Source organism: Nocardia speluncae NBRC 108251 (assembly GCF_001613245.1).
Lineage (GTDB): Bacteria > Actinomycetota > Actinomycetes > Mycobacteriales > Mycobacteriaceae > Nocardia > Nocardia speluncae.
The window spans coordinates 22,787-36,703 of the sequence record NZ_BDBZ01000021.1; the positions used below are offsets into that span (position 1 = coordinate 22,787).

The window sequence follows — 13,917 nt, forward strand, 5'->3', positions numbered from 1 at the left end:
CTGTCATTTTCTGTTCGCAATCGAATAGCCGGGGAGCATTACCGCACCGATATGTAGTATGTATGCTACATTTTGTCGAAGTTGGGCAATTTGGAGGTCTCATGACTTCGGGTGACGGCGTAGTACTCGATGTCGGCGCGCTGCGGATGCGCTACGACACCACCGAGGTGCTGCGTGATGTGACGTTCCAGGCGCGGCGCGGGGAGGTCCTGGTGATGCTCGGGCCCAACGGGGCGGGTAAGACCACCACGCTCGAGATTCTGGAGGGGTTCCGCACTCGTTCGGCGGGTGAGGTGCGCGTTCTGGGCGTCGACCCGGCACTCGGCGACGAAGCCTGGCGGGCGCGGGTCGGTGTGGTGTTGCAGTCCTGGCGCGACCATGCCAAATGGCGAGTGCGGGAACTACTCGCACATCTCGGCGCCTATTACCGGCCCTACTCGGATGGACGAACCCAGAAGCCTTGGGATACCGGTGAACTCATCGAAATGGTGGGTCTCACCGGACAGGCGGGTGCCAAGATCTCCGCCCTGTCCGGTGGGCAGCGGCGGCGGCTGGATGTGGCGATCGGGATCGTCGGTCGGCCGGAATTGCTGTTCATGGACGAACCCACCGCGGGTTTCGACCCCGCGGCCCGGCGCGATTTCCACGATCTCGTACACCGCCTCGCCGACCTCGAGGACACCACGGTGCTGCTCACCACCCACGACCTCGACGAAGCGGAGAAACTCGCCGACCGGATCCTGATCCTGGCCGGTGGGCGCATCATCGCCGACGGTTCGGCAGATGAGTTGTCCCGCAGTATCGCCGGCGAAGCCGAGGTGCGCTGGACCGTGGGCGGTCAGCGCTTCGTGCACACCACCACGGAATCCACGAAATACGTGCACGAACTGTTCAAACAGCACGGCGACCGGATCGGCGATCTGGAGGTCCGCCGTGCGTCGCTGGAAGACACCTATATAGCGCTGGTCCGCCGCCACGAATCCGGGGAGTCAGGTGCAGCGGTGCACACTCTCGCGGAGGTCACCCGATGAATCCCACCGCCACCGCCGTACGCGTCGGTTTCGCCCGCGCCTGGATCGAACTGCGCCAGATGTACCTCAGCGCACCCGAACTGATCGGGCAGTTCCTGACACCCGCCCTGTCCTTGTGTGCGCTCTACCTACTGCGCAACCGGGAGTATGCGGACAGCGGACTGTCGATCGCCGAACTCGCGCTACCCGGCCTGCTCGGCAGCATCATCGCCTTCAACGGCCTGTTCGCGATAACCAATGTGCTGGTGCTCGACCGTGAGGACGGCACACTCCTGCGAGCCAAGACCATCCCGGACGGCATGGTCGGATATTTCGTCGGCAAGATCACCACCGCGGCGGGATCGGTTCTCGTGCAGGTGCTCGTGGTGCTCACGGCCGGCATGCTGATCATCGGCGGATCGTCACTGGACGGTCCCGGGGCGTGGCTCACGTTCGGCTGGGTCGTCCTGCTCGGCCTGCTCGCCACCCTGCCGGCCGGTGCGGTCCTCGGGGGTGTCCTCGAGGGGCCACGCGCGACCTTCCTGCTGACCATGCCGCTGATGGGCCTTATCGCGATCTCCGGCATCTTCTACCCGATCACGGCGCTGCCCGGTTGGTTGCAGGCGGTGGCCCAGGTATTCCCGATGTACTGGGCGGGCCTCGGTATGCGGTCGGCGCTGCTGCCACCCGAAACGGTGACCATCGAAATCGGGCAGTCCTGGCGGCATCTCGAAACCGCCGCGGTACTGGGGGCATGGGCCGTCGTGGGCCTGCTTGTCGCGCCGGTAGTGTTGCGACGCATGGCGCGTCACGAATCCGGGTCGAGTATGGCCGCCCGGCGGGAGAAGGCGATACAGCGTGCCTTCTGAGGTCATCTTCAACCGGATCGCGATGCTGCGCGCCGAGCGCGGTATCTCGCGGCGGCAGCTGGCCGAGGCGCTGGGCGTCCACTATCAGACCGTCGGCTATCTGGAACGCGGCGAATACAGTCCCAGCCTGCATCTGGCCCTGCGGATCGCGGCGTATTTCGAGGTGGCTGTGGAGGTCGTGTTTTCCACTGAACCCTTTCCGCGGCTCGGTTCGGGATCCGAAACCGCCTGATCTGCCGGGCGACCCCATTGCGCCCGGCCGGTTGCGTGTTCTGCCGAATCAGTCCGATGTGGGACTCGCCTGCGTCTCGATGCTCGAGCGAAGTCCGAGAATTTCGGCCTTCTGAGCCTGGAGCCGGGCGATTCCGGCGTCCAATTGTGCTGTCCGCTCGTCGAGTTGTACCAAGGCGGCCTCGCGGTCGGAATCGGAGGCACCGGCCGGGTCGATACACGCGACCTGCAGTATCGCGGAGGCTTCGGACAGCGACAGGCCGGACGCGAGCAGGCAGCGTATGTGCTCCACGGTCTGGGCATCCTCGGGGCGGTAATTCCGGTACCCGTTGGTATCGCGTTCGGGCGAGAGGATCCCGGCACCCTCGTAGTGCCGCAGCATTCGCGGGCTCGCCCCGGTGGCAACGCTCAGATCGCGTATCCGCATCTACCTGCTCTCCTTGACATTGACGTTAGTGTCACACCTTAGTTTGCTCATATGACGAACGAAGACGGTCGACCGAAGGTGCTGGTCGTGGTCGCGCATCCAGACCACGACTCGGCTACCTGGGCCATCGCGCGGGCCCTCGAGCAGGGCATCAGGTCCGACGGAAGCGCCACCGCCACAACCCACGACCTGGTGGCATCCGGGTTCGATCCGGTCTACGGCAAGGCGGACCTGGCGCATCACCGAGGGCTTTCGGGACTGCCCGCCGATGTCGGGCGTGAGCAGAAACTACTCGAAACGGCCGAGGTGACCGTCGTTCTCTTTCCCGTCTACTGGTGGTCCATGCCCGCACTCGCCAAAGGCTGGTTCGACCGCGTATTCGGAGCCTACGACGATGTTTCGCACGGCAGCCCGAGCGCGGTGAAGGAACTACATCTCGTCGCACTGGCCGGTCTCGGCGAACCCACATTCGCCCGGCACGGCTACAAGACGGCCCTGACGACCCAGACGATGCACGGCATCGCCGATTACTCCCAGATCGGCGATTCGTCTATCGAATTCCTCTACGACACCGAATCCAAGGACCCGGGAGTCCACGAGCAACTGATCGCCCGGGGATACGAGATCGGGGCCGAGATGGCTCGATATGCGCACAGGGCATCCGACCGGGTAGCGGTCTGAGCGATCCGGCGTTCAGTACCAGCGGTCGATCGAACCGTCGGGAGACCGGCCCCACCGCACATCGGCAGCGGGCCGGGGCGTCAGCACAGGAAGTCCGCGAGGATACGGGCAACATCAGCGGGCACTGTGGAAGGCGCGAAATGCATCTGTCCCGGCAGGGTTTCGACGTGGGCGCCCGGCATCACCGCAGCGAGCCGTTCGATGGTTTCCGGCATCGGCTGCCAGGTGTCCGAGCCGCGCATGAGCAGCGTCGGCGTGGTCACCGAAGACCAGCGGTCCAGGTAGCTGGTGTCACCGACCATCGATTCCAGATCTCGGGTCCAGCCGTCGGAGTCGTCCGGGGTGTCCGAGGCAGCGCCCGGCGACTCCGACAGGTCCAGCATCGCGGCCGGAACCCGGGCGACCTTCTCGGCCAGTAACCGCTGGGCTCTGTTGTGCTCCCCGTTCGCCGTGAGCAGCTCGAACCGCGACAGGACGGGCGCGAGCTCCGTGCCTGCCGCGTACAGCGGGGGCTCCCACAGGGCCAGCGAGCGGACCGCCAGCCCGGATGCTGCCGCGTGCAGGGCCACGGTCGCACCGTAGGACATCCCCACCAGGTGGGCCGGCCGGCCGATCATTTCGATGATCACCCCCAGATCGCGCACCTCGTCCGCGAAATATTTCGGAGCATGCCCCGGCCCGCTCGGTGCATAGCCGCGCCGGGCCGGCAACCACAGATCGAACCGGTCCGGCAGTTGCTCGGCCACCGGCTGCCAGGAATGCAGGCCGCCGCCGGATCCGTGGACCATGATCACCGGTGCCCCGTCCCCGGCCCGGTGGTAGTGGATCATGGTCCCGTCGAACGATCGGAAGGTCGCGGTCGGCTGGTCGGTGAACAACGGCATGCGCATACTCTCGCAAAAGTTGTCCCCGCCGCTCCAGTACATTTGCGTCCGGATTATCGCGGACCCGTGTTCCGCAGGCATGTTCAGAAAAGGGTCGGCTCGCCGAACCCTGAGGTGCGTTCGATGGCGAGTAGGCGCTGTTTCGTCTCTACACCGCCCGGCGCGGAGAAACCGTGCAGGGCGTGATCGGCGGCCAGGACCCGGTGGCAGGGGATTATCAGGGGGATCGGATTGCGGCCGAGCGCTTGGCCGACAGCCTGGGCGGCACCGGGCGCGCCGATGCGGCCGGCGACCTCGCCGTAGCCGAGGGTGCGGCCCGGGTCGATGGCGCGGGTGACGGTGTAGACCGCGCGGTGGAATTCCGGCAGGCCGGCGAGGTCGAGCGGGATCCAGCGGAGATCGTCCAGATCGCCGTCGAGGTGGGCACGGATTCGGGTGAGCATCGCGGCACGGGGCCCGGTGGCGGGGGTGGCGACCCGGTGGGTGTCGTCCGGGAGCCGGGTGGTCAGGGGATCGTGGCCGGGCAGCCGGAACCGGACCACCGCGTCACCGCGCCAGGTGACGGCGCAGCGGCCGATTGCGGTATCGAAATCCGTCGCGTCGAATGGGGTGGTGCCGGGCATGTCCACAGTCTGCCCGCACCCACCGACAGCTGCGTAAACCGGATCGATCGCGGGCGACACCGTGACGTGGGGCGCCTGTTGTCATACTGTCAATATGTCCGCGGGCGGCCGCGGGCAGACACTGGATCGACGACGAACCGAGGTAAGGCGTGAGCACACCATCCACCGCCACCAAGCAGGGCCCGCTCGCGGGCATTCGCGTGATCGAACTGGCCGGGATCGGGCCGGGGCCGCATGCCGCATTGCTGCTCGCCGACCTCGGCGCCGATGTGGTGCGGATCCAGCGCGCCGGACAGCTCCCGGGCGGCGCCGATCGCCCGACGCTGCGCGGCCGCACCGTCGTGGAGGCCGACCTGAAGGACCCGGCGGATATCGAGAAGGTGCTCGGCCTGGTGGAGAAGGCCGATGTGCTGCTCGAAGGGTTCCGGCCAGGGGTCACCGAGCGGATGGGACTGGGGCCCGATACCGCCCTGGAACGCAACCCGCGCCTGGTCTACGGGCGGATGACAGGCTGGGGTCAGTTCGGCCCGCTGGCCGACCGCGCCGGTCACGACATCAACTACATCAGCCTCACGGGTGTCCTGCACGCCATCGGCCGTAAGGGCGAACGCCCGGTGCCGCCGCTGAACATGGTCGGCGATTTCGGCGGCGGTTCGATGTTTCTGGTGTTCGGTGTTCTCGCCGCCTTGGTGGAACGCCAGAACTCCGGGAAGGGACAGGTCATCGATGCCGCGATGATCGACGGCACCCTGGCACTGTCGCAGATGATCTGGGCCTTCCGCGGTATGGGCGCGTGGAGTTCGGAACGCGGCACCAACCTGCTCGACACCGGTATGTCGTTCTACGACACCTACGAAACCTCCGACGGAAAGTACATGGCGGTCGGCGCCATCGAACCGCAGTTCTACGCGCAGCTGCTGACCGGACTCGACATCGATCCCGAGGGCCTGCCGTTCCAGATGGACCCGGCCGGGCAGGACGAGCTGAAGAAACTCTTCACCGACAAGTTCCGCAGCAAAACCCGCGACGAATGGTCGGAGATCTTCGCTGGTACCGACTCGTGCGTCACCCCGGTCCTCACCTTCGAAGAAGCCACCGAGAACGAGCACATAGCCGCCCGCGGCTCGCTGCTCGAACTGGAGAACGTCACCCAGCACGCCCCGGCGCCGCGCTTTTCCCGCACCCCCAGCGCGGTCCCGACCCCGCCGCCCACCGAGTCCACGCCGATCGATTCTGTCTGGGCGGACTGAACCGCGGGTAGGCCGGTTCGGGTTTTCTGATCGAACCGGCCGTATCCTGTACTCCCATTGTGAGCGGTTTCTACGCTCACCCATCCCTGATATCCTATTTTCAGTACGTATATCAAGGGGAGGTCGTGGTATGTCCAGAACGGTGATCGATGTCGATGACGAGGCGCTCGCCGAAGCGGCGCGACATCTGGGTACGACAACAAAAAAAGACACAGTCAACGCTGCCCTCCGGGAGATCGGCGATCGTCGGCGCAGAGCTGCCGCCATTGCCCGCATGCGTGAGATGGTTGCTGATGGGGAAATCGACTTCGACGCACCTCAGCCGTCTTCCAGCGGTCGGGTGGCGTGACAGAGCTGTTCCTGGCCGATACCAGCGCGCTGGTTCGGTACTTCCGTCGTCAAAGCGATCCGAACTGGGACCATGTCGTTGCTGCCGGGCGGATAGGCATCTGTGAGCCCGTCCGGCAGGAGTATCTGCGTGCAGCGGGAGCCCGCAGCGCGTACTACGAGGCAGACAGTTTGTTGCAGGAGACATTCCCTTATTACGTAGTGCGGGACGATGTATGGGATGGCACTGCGGCGCTGCAGCATCGGCTCGCGGAGAAATCTTGGCATCAATCGGCGAGTCCGGTCGATCTGCTGGTCGCTGCGACAGCGGCTCATCATGAATTGACTGTTCTGCACGCAGATACCGATTTCGAAACCATCGCACGCCTGACCGGTCAACCAGTTCGGCGAATCGACTGACCCGAGAGCCCGCGCCGGGCGGCGGCGAACAGGCGTTCAGAACCAGGTGGTGGGGCGGATGTAGTTGGCCAGGTCCACCAGGGCGTAGCGGTGGCGGCGGCCGGGGGCTCGCCGGGCCAGGGTGCGCAGACCTTTCTCGGTGGCGTCGCGTAGGGCGTTCTCGGTGAACGCGATACCGATGAGCGGTGGGTTCGGGGCCGCCGGGGTGTGGCCGGTCTGCAACCAGGCGAGCGCGCTGCCCAGGACGATGACTTTCAGTTGCAGCGTCCGGCGTTCGTCGGGCGGGAGCGTCTCCACTCGTTGCGCGGCGCGCCGGATCGTGTGCCCCGGGAGATCGCCGACGGGGGCGCTGGTGAGCAGCAGCAGGACCGCGGTCATCCGGGCGGTGGTGAAATAGCGGGAGGACCCGGGCACTTCGTCCAGGGCGGTGACCGCCTCGGCATAGCGGCCGGTGGCCGACAGGAGGCGGGCCAGGCCGAACGCCGCGCTCACCAAGCCGTGATCGGTGCGCCATGCGGTGGCGTAGAAGTTCTCGGCATAGGCGCGCCAAGCCTTGGTCTCGTCCGGGTGCCAGTGCTGGAGCACGAGTTCGGCGGTCCCGGCAAGCGCCAGCTTGGGCGCCAGCTCGCCCGGCAGCACCCGCAGCACGGAATCGAAAGCGGAGTAGGCCTTCTCGTAATCGTTCTCGCGCAACCCGGCCAGCCCGGTGTACCAGTCGATCCGCCAATCGCGGCGGCCCGCGTGAGCGATCGCGTCCAGCAGTTCGCTCGCGTCGCCGGCCCGGTCCGAATCGATCAGGATTCGGGCTTCGGCCAGCCGTAACTCCAGTTCCAGATTCTCCGGGGCGGACGCCGGGTCGCGCGCCAGATCTTCCCGCGCCTCGTGCAGAGCGGCCAGCGCCTGATCGGGTTCTGCCTGCAGGATATCCACCAGCCTGCGGGCGGCCGGGTCCGACGGCGACGGCAGCGGGACCGGCAGTGCGGCGGCGATATCCGTGGCGGCGAGGGCGGTGTCGTGGTCGGCGCCGTCGGCGTACGCGTCCGTCAGGCCGATCAGCTGTTCGGTGCCGAAAGCGGTGCGCTGTTTCCCGAAAACCACCGACCGATGCGGATGTTCGACCCCGGTGTCGAGGGCGAGGATTTCGCGCAGCACCCCGGCCAGCTGGTCGGCCATCGCACCGGCCGAACCGAACCGGCGTTCCGGATCGGGGTCGGTGGCGCACAGCAGCAGGCGATGGAACGATTCGTACTCGGCCAGGACCGGTTCGTCATCGGGGGCGGGTAGGCCGTCACGATAGGCGCCGTGCTCGGTGGGGATGTTCAGGGTCAGCACGGACAGCGTCCGACCGACCGTATAGATATCGGAGGCGACGGTCGGTCCGGTGCGGGCTATTTCCGGGGCCTGGAAACCCCTGGTGCCGTAGAGGTTGCCGTACGCTTCGATCGGGGCCACCGCACCCAGGTCCAGCAGTTTGACCTGATCCTCGGTGACCATGATGTTGTCGGGTTTCAAATCGTTGTAGGTGAGCCCGGTGGCGTGCAGGTAGTCGAGGGCCGGCAGCACCTCGAGCACATAGGCGATCGCCTGCGCCACCGGAATCCGTTCGGGGCGGCGGTGGTCGTCGAGCATACTGCGCAGCGAGCGACCACCCACGTACTCCATGACGATGAACCCGATCGGCTCACCGACCGGGGTGCGATGTTCGACGAAATTGTGGATTTTCACGATGCCCGGATGGGCGACCTCGGCGAGGAATTCGCGCTCGGCCACTGCTACGGCCTGCGCTTCGATATCGTCGGCGTGCAGCAGACCTTTGAGCACCACCCAGCGGTCGCTGACATTGCGGTCGATCGCCAGATAGATCCAGCCCAGCCCGCCGTGCGCGAGGCAGCCTTGGACTTCGTACTGTCCGGCAACCATATCGCCGGTCCGCAGGGCCGGCCGGAAGTCGAAATAGGCGCCACAGTTCGCACAGGTCCCGCGGGTGGTGGCCGATCCGTTCGCGCCCGCCCGCCCCACCGGGTTCCCGCATCGCCAGCAGAACCGTTTGCCTTCCGCGACCACCGGATCGGTCAGGACCGCCGCGCCCGGGTCTGCCGGCTCGACGCGTGGAACCTCGACCAGCCCGGCCACCAGGGTGCGCACGGTGGGCCGGGAACGCACAGTCCGGGTACTGCGCCCGGTCCGCAGCTGGCCGCCGCTGCCCCGGCCCGACCCGAGACTGGTCGCGGCGCGTATTTCGCCGGATCCCACGGCAGCGGTACCCAGAACTGCTGCCGTGCCGGTGACGGCCGCCGTGCCGGGTGTCTGCGCGGTATCGCCGGAATCTGCTGTGCCGGTTGCTCCACCGGAATCGAGGGGCGCGCCTGCGCCGGGGGCCGAGCCGCGGCGCGGGCGGTTGGGTTCGACGGCGCGGGTTTCCGGCGGCTCCGGGGCGTTCCCGGAGCCGGGGCGGTTGCCGGACTCGTCCGTCGCCACCGTCGATCAGTCCAGATAGGTCGCCGGCGGGGGCGCCGGGGTGGGGCCCAGGGCCGAGAGCCACTGGCTGTAGAGCCGGCTCCAGGTTCCGTCGGCACGGATGCGGTCGAGGGTTCCGTTGACCAAGCGCACCAGATCCTGGTCGCCCTTCGGGATTCCGATACCGTACGGTTCCTGGCTGATACTCGGGCCCACCAGTTCGGTATGCGGGTCCTGTGCCGCGAGACCGGCCAGGATCGAATCGTCGGTGCTCACTGCGTCCACCTGCCGCTGTTGCAGCACCACCAGGCAGTCGGCCCAGGTGGGGACGGTGAGGATGGAGGCTTTGGGCTGGATCCGCCGGATATGTTCCAGCGAGGTGGTGCTGCGGATCGTGCAGACCCGTTTACCCGCCAGGTCTTTCAGGCTCTCGATCCCGGAATCCTGTACCGCGAGCACACGCTGATGCGCCTGCAGGTACACCGTGGAGAACGCCACCCGTTGTAACCGCGCGCAGGTGATGGTCATCGTCTTGACCACCATATCGACCCGGCGCTCGATGAGCGCGTCCTCCCGTTCTTCCGAACCGAGGCTGCGGTATTCGATCCGATCGGGGTCGCCGAACAGGTCACGGGCCACTTCGCGGGCGATATCGGCATCGAATCCGACGATCACACCGCTGTTGGGGTCACGGAAGCTGAACAGGTTGCTGCCGGTGTCCAGGCCGACCACGAGACGGCCCCGGGCACGTATCCGGTTCAGGGCGGGCCCGGTGGCTGCGGCGGTGGGGCGCAGGCTCGCGGTGGGGTCGCCGCAGTTCGGGTCGTTGGGTACCTGGACCGGGGCGTTGCTGGGTATCGCGGTCGCCTGGGCGGGCAGCGGCGGTTCGGCGTAGTCGCCGTGCGGTGTATCGCTGTGCGGGCCGGGGCCGGTGGCGCAGCCGGCAAGGAGCAGCGCGGTACAGACGATGGCACTGCGTAGCGGCCAGGACCGTACGCCGGAGCGGGGCAGAGCGCGGCCGGTTCGGCGCTGCCGCGGCCGCGCCGCCGGTCGGGGCGTGTGGGGCGCAGGTCTCATCGGTACTCCCGCAGTCTCGGCCAAATTCCGAAGGCGATATACGCCGCGGCGGCGATCCCGAGAATCACCGCACCAGGCGCCAGGTAGTCGAGTACCCGGGCGCTGTGGAAAATATTGCTGCGCAGGGCGTCCCGGGTCTCGGTGATGCCGGTGGCCAGGGCTTTGTCCAGGGCTTCGACGTGCAGCGTGGCGTTTTCGGCACCGGGCGCGGTGGCGATCGTAGCGGCACGGGCGAATTCCCCGCGATTCAGTGTCTCGTTCATCCGCTGATGCGCCGCCAGCCAGTGCAGTAGGGCGGCACGGGCCTCGGTGGTCGCGCGGTCGGTGTGCCCGGCGAGTAGCTCGTTGAGCCGGGTGATGTTCGCGTCGAAGGTGTGGTCGTAATCGCCGGTGGTATCGCGCCGCACCAGTTTCAGGGTTTCCGCGGAGCGGGCCTGCTGGGCCAGGATCCGGCTCTCGGTGAGCCGGGCAGCCGGTATCGTGCCGTCGGAGCGGCCCCCCGACATCGCCGACGCCGATACGGATCCCGCGATCACCGTCCACAGCAGCAAGATCAGCACCGCACCCGAGGCGAGTAGCAGGCCGGGGTTGAATGTCCGGTGCCAGCGCCGGGCCATCAGTCGCTGCGCCCAGACGAGCGCGGTCAGCGCCGCCAGCAGCACGATGATCGCGACCAGCGGCGGCCGCACGTGCCGGTCCTGCGCTTCGGCGACGGCGTCCGCGCGACGGACGTAGAGTTGCTCGGCCGTCGGCAGCAACTCGCTCTGCATCTGGTGTGACGCCTCGCTGAGATACGCGGCGCCGACGGGGTGGCCTTCGCGGTTGTTCGCCCGCGCGGTCTCCACCAGACCCGAATAGACCGGCAACCCGGAACCGATACCGATCCGCTGTCGATCGTCGTCGCTGCCCTCACCGGACAGGGTCACCAGTTCGGCGCCCGCCTCGCCCAGCGCTTGGCTGTAGCGGTCGCGCACCTGCTGTGGCTCGAGACCGGCGGAGATGAAGGCGGTGGCCGCGGCGGCGTCGGCAACCGAGAGCGAGGTGTAGAGCCGGTGTGCGGCATTGGCGTCGGGTTCGGTTCCGGCGAGCAGGATGTCGAGATCGCGCTGGCGGTCGTGCACGCTGGCCCCGGTGATCGCCCCGGATCCCAGGCACAGCACCACCAGTAGCAGTCCGACCCCGATGAGCCGCCCCGGCGAGGATTGCGCGAACCGGCGCAGCCGGGTGGGATCCAGCCATTTCCAGGCCGTTTCGACCCGGGGCCGCACAAGACCGGTCCACCCGGTCGTGGGCGTAGGTTCCGGCCGGTCCGGTTCGGGCTGGGCCGGTTCGGGTTCGGAGACCACCCGATCCACCGCCGACCGCGTCATGTCCACCCTCCAACTCTGGGCGCCGTGTGCGCTGTATCGCTCTGCGGTATGTGGGCGATCCCGCTCACACCGCTGTCCTGAGCGTATTCGGTATTGTGCCCGCTCGCGCTTCGACGGCCACAACGACCATCCCCGCAGCCGGGTACGGCAGGATGGAAGGGGACGGTCGACGAGGACGGTGCGAGATGCGCGGTGATGGAGACGGGTGGGCTGTAAGCCCCGGTGGGGTACGGCACTGGGGGAAATTCGGTGCGGCCGGGCTGCTGCTGCGCGCCCCGATCGCGGCAGGTGGCGTGGCGGTGTTGCTCCAGCACCGGGCGCCCTGGAGTCACCAGGGCGGTACCTGGGCGCTACCCGGCGGGGCCCGGGACAGCGACGAGACCGCGGTGCACGCCGCGGTGCGTGAGGCCGATGAGGAAGCCGGGATCAAGGCCACCGATATCCAGGTGCGCGCCGAACGGGTCACGGCCGTCGCGCCCAGTGGCTGGACCTACATCACCGTGATCGCCGACGCGGATAAGCCGTTGCCCGTCGAACCCAATATGGAAAGCGTCGAACTGGCCTGGGTACCGGAGCACGAGGTGGACCAGCGGCCGTTGCATGCGGCCTTCGCCGCGGCGTGGCCGGATCTGCGGGTGACCCTGGCGCGAATGGATACCGATGAATGCCCGCGGGCCGATATCGCCGAACTGGCCGCGACCCTGCCCCGCACGATCGATCTGGGTGCGGAGTTCGTCTGGTTGCATGCCGACCCCGAAGGTCCGGGAGAGCGTGCCGTCCTGGTGAATCCACCCTATCCGGCCGAGGAATCCGATGCCGGTGAGTCGGCAGCGGTTTCGGCGGCCGGTGACTCCGCCGCGGAACCGGGTGTGGCCGCCGCGGAGGCCAGGGTGCTGGGAATTCCGCGGAGCCGGGTGTTCGGGCCGGAGGCCTGATGATTGCCGCGGGTGAGCACCGGACGGGCGGTCCCGCCGGCTCGGACGGGCCGGCGGATACTTCCGGCCGGGCCCGGCCTTTTGTGTTGCTTTCGGTGGCGGTGAGTGTCGACGGATATATCGACGACACCACCGACGAGCGGCTGCTGCTGTCGAACGAGGCCGATTTCGACCGGGTGGACGAGCTGCGGGCCTGGTCGGACGCGATTCTGGTGGGGGCCGAAACCGTGCGCCGCGACAATCCGCGGCTGATGGTGAAGGACGAGGGTCGCCGGCGGGCCCGTGCCGCCGCCGGGAAACCCGAGCATCCCCGGAAGGTCACGGTGACCGCGGCCGGAGATCTGGATCCGGCTGCCCGCTTCTGGCATCACGGTACGGCCGGGCACCCACCGCTGGTCTACACCACCGAATCCGGTGCCCGGCGGCTGGCCGGAACACTGACCGCGCCCGCGGAGGAACGACCGGCCGCGCCCGCGGAGATCGTCGCGCTGGGCGCCGAGCTGGGATTCGGGGCCTTGCTCGACGACCTCGCTGCCCGCGGCGTCACCCGGTTGATGGTCGAGGGCGGTGGCCGGATCCACACCGCGTTCCTAGCCGGCGGTCTGGCCGACGAACTGCATCTCGCCATCGGCCCCACCCTGGTCGGCGACCCGCAGGCACCGCGCTTCCTGTACCCCGCCGCGTTCCCGGGTGGGTCCGCCCACCGCATGTCGCTGCTCGGGGTAGCGCAGCTCGGGGATGTGGCAGTGTTGCGTTATCGACCCCAGGAGGCCCGATGCCCGAACCCGACCACCACCGATGGATGAACCGGGCGATCGAGCTGGCGCGGCGCAGCCCACCGGTTCCGGGCGCATTCTCGGTGGGCGCGGTGATCGTCGCCGACGGACAGGAGCTGGCCACCGGCTTCTCCCGCGAAGGCGATCCCAAGAACCATGCCGAGGAGGCCGCGCTGGCCGAACTCGACCCGGCGGATCCACGGCTACGCCGCGCCACCCTGTACAGCACTCTGGAACCGTGTTCGGAGCGGGCCACCAAGACCAGGCTGCCGTGTACCGACCGGGTCCTCGCGGCCGGTATCCCGGTCGTGGTGATCGCCTGGCGTGAACCGGCGACGTTCGTCGCGAACTGTGTGGGTGTGGAGAAACTACGGCAGCACGGGGTGCAGGTGCTGGAACTCCCGGAGTTGGCCGAGGCCGCGATGTCGATGAACCGGCATCTCGAGCTGTGAACTACACCTGGTAGCGCGCATCACATAGTGGGCGGGAAATAGCTCGCCGGGTGCCCGGGTTGAATAGCTGTGTCGGCGTTCGGACAGCCCCGGGCCGCACCCCATCCGTCGCTACGAGCGACCACTCG

The 13,917-nt window shown here is 67.7% G+C and carries 16 protein-coding genes; 10 read left to right on the forward strand and 6 right to left on the reverse strand.

Annotation, left to right across the window (positions count from 1 at the left end; all coding sequences use genetic code 11):
- The first annotated feature begins 101 nt into the window (after positions 1-101).
- The 3 genes from NS6_RS20160 to NS6_RS20170 are packed head-to-tail and all read left to right on the forward strand — an operon-like array spanning position 102 to position 2,111.
- Positions 102-1,031 carry an ABC transporter ATP-binding protein gene (locus NS6_RS20160; protein WP_068044034.1) on the forward strand — a complete coding sequence of 310 codons (930 nt, stop codon included), beginning with the start codon at positions 102-104 and terminating at the stop codon, positions 1,029-1,031.
- On the forward strand, positions 1,028-1,879 hold the full coding sequence (locus tag NS6_RS20165; protein ID WP_068044035.1) for an ABC transporter permease: 852 nt from the start codon (positions 1,028-1,030) through the stop codon (positions 1,877-1,879). The genes NS6_RS20160 and NS6_RS20165 overlap by 4 nt, the downstream gene beginning before the upstream one ends.
- A complete protein-coding gene (locus NS6_RS20170; RefSeq protein ID WP_068044037.1) occupies positions 1,869-2,111 on the forward strand; it encodes a helix-turn-helix transcriptional regulator in 243 nt (80 codons plus the stop codon). Before NS6_RS20165 ends, NS6_RS20170 begins: the two co-directional genes overlap by 11 nt.
- Positions 2,112-2,159: 48 nt before the next feature.
- On the opposite strand, the gene NS6_RS20175 is transcribed toward NS6_RS20170, so the two are convergent.
- Positions 2,160-2,537: a MerR family transcriptional regulator gene (locus tag NS6_RS20175; RefSeq protein ID WP_084471237.1), complete on the reverse strand. Its 378-nt coding sequence runs from the start codon at positions 2,535-2,537 to the stop codon at positions 2,160-2,162.
- A gap of 51 nt (positions 2,538-2,588) precedes the next feature.
- On the opposite strand from NS6_RS20175, the gene NS6_RS20180 reads away from it, so the two are divergent.
- On the forward strand, positions 2,589-3,218 hold the full coding sequence (locus tag NS6_RS20180) for an NAD(P)H-dependent oxidoreductase (protein WP_068044040.1): 630 nt from the start codon (positions 2,589-2,591) through the stop codon (positions 3,216-3,218).
- An 80-nt stretch (positions 3,219-3,298) separates the two neighbouring features.
- On the opposite strand, the gene NS6_RS20185 is transcribed toward NS6_RS20180, so the two are convergent.
- Complete coding sequence (locus NS6_RS20185; RefSeq protein WP_068044279.1) at positions 3,299-4,102, reverse strand: alpha/beta fold hydrolase; 804 nt, start codon at positions 4,100-4,102, stop codon at positions 3,299-3,301.
- Positions 4,103-4,185: 83 nt separating this feature from the next.
- Positions 4,186-4,725, reverse strand: coding sequence for a methylated-DNA--[protein]-cysteine S-methyltransferase (locus tag NS6_RS20190; RefSeq protein WP_068044042.1), 540 nt, complete (start codon positions 4,723-4,725; stop codon positions 4,186-4,188).
- A gap of 149 nt (positions 4,726-4,874) precedes the next feature.
- Between NS6_RS20190 and NS6_RS20195 the strand changes: the two genes are divergently transcribed.
- The 3 genes from NS6_RS20195 (at position 4,875) to NS6_RS20200 (ending at position 6,722) form a co-directional block, all read left to right on the forward strand.
- The gene (locus tag NS6_RS20195) at positions 4,875-5,975 is read left to right on the forward strand and encodes a CaiB/BaiF CoA transferase family protein (protein ID WP_068044044.1); all 1,101 of its coding nucleotides are present in this window, start codon (positions 4,875-4,877) and stop codon (positions 5,973-5,975) included.
- A gap of 130 nt (positions 5,976-6,105) precedes the next feature.
- The gene (locus tag NS6_RS34100) at positions 6,106-6,324 is read left to right on the forward strand and encodes a type II toxin-antitoxin system VapB family antitoxin (RefSeq protein WP_084471239.1); all 219 of its coding nucleotides are present in this window, start codon (positions 6,106-6,108) and stop codon (positions 6,322-6,324) included.
- Positions 6,321-6,722 carry a PIN domain nuclease gene (locus tag NS6_RS20200; protein ID WP_068044047.1) on the forward strand — a complete coding sequence of 134 codons (402 nt, stop codon included), beginning with the start codon at positions 6,321-6,323 and terminating at the stop codon, positions 6,720-6,722. Before NS6_RS34100 ends, NS6_RS20200 begins: the two co-directional genes overlap by 4 nt.
- Positions 6,723-6,758: 36 nt before the next feature.
- On the opposite strand, the gene NS6_RS20205 is transcribed toward NS6_RS20200, so the two are convergent.
- From NS6_RS20205 to NS6_RS20215, 3 genes are read right to left on the reverse strand one after another with little or no spacing between them, the layout of a single operon-like run.
- The gene (locus NS6_RS20205) at positions 6,759-9,200 is read right to left on the reverse strand and encodes a serine/threonine-protein kinase (RefSeq protein WP_068044049.1); all 2,442 of its coding nucleotides are present in this window, start codon (positions 9,198-9,200) and stop codon (positions 6,759-6,761) included.
- A gap of 6 nt (positions 9,201-9,206) precedes the next feature.
- Positions 9,207-10,256 carry a glutamate ABC transporter substrate-binding protein gene (locus NS6_RS20210; RefSeq protein WP_084471240.1) on the reverse strand — a complete coding sequence of 350 codons (1,050 nt, stop codon included), beginning with the start codon at positions 10,254-10,256 and terminating at the stop codon, positions 9,207-9,209.
- Entirely contained in the window at positions 10,253-11,626 is a 1,374-nt protein-coding gene (locus tag NS6_RS20215) for a GlnX family signal transduction membrane protein (RefSeq protein WP_068044283.1), read from the reverse strand. Before NS6_RS20215 ends, NS6_RS20210 begins: the two co-directional genes overlap by 4 nt.
- Positions 11,627-11,811: 185 nt before the next feature.
- Between NS6_RS20215 and NS6_RS34105 the strand changes: the two genes are divergently transcribed.
- The 3 genes from NS6_RS34105 to NS6_RS20230 are packed head-to-tail and all read left to right on the forward strand — an operon-like array spanning position 11,812 to position 13,789.
- Positions 11,812-12,561, forward strand: coding sequence for an NUDIX hydrolase (locus NS6_RS34105; RefSeq protein WP_084471241.1), 750 nt, complete (start codon positions 11,812-11,814; stop codon positions 12,559-12,561).
- A complete protein-coding gene (locus NS6_RS20225) occupies positions 12,561-13,367 on the forward strand; it encodes a RibD family protein (protein WP_084471242.1) in 807 nt (268 codons plus the stop codon). Before NS6_RS34105 ends, NS6_RS20225 begins: the two co-directional genes overlap by 1 nt.
- Positions 13,337-13,789: a deaminase gene (locus tag NS6_RS20230; RefSeq protein ID WP_068044051.1), complete on the forward strand. Its 453-nt coding sequence runs from the start codon at positions 13,337-13,339 to the stop codon at positions 13,787-13,789. The genes NS6_RS20225 and NS6_RS20230 overlap by 31 nt, the downstream gene beginning before the upstream one ends.
- Positions 13,790-13,917: the final 128 nt, after the last annotated feature.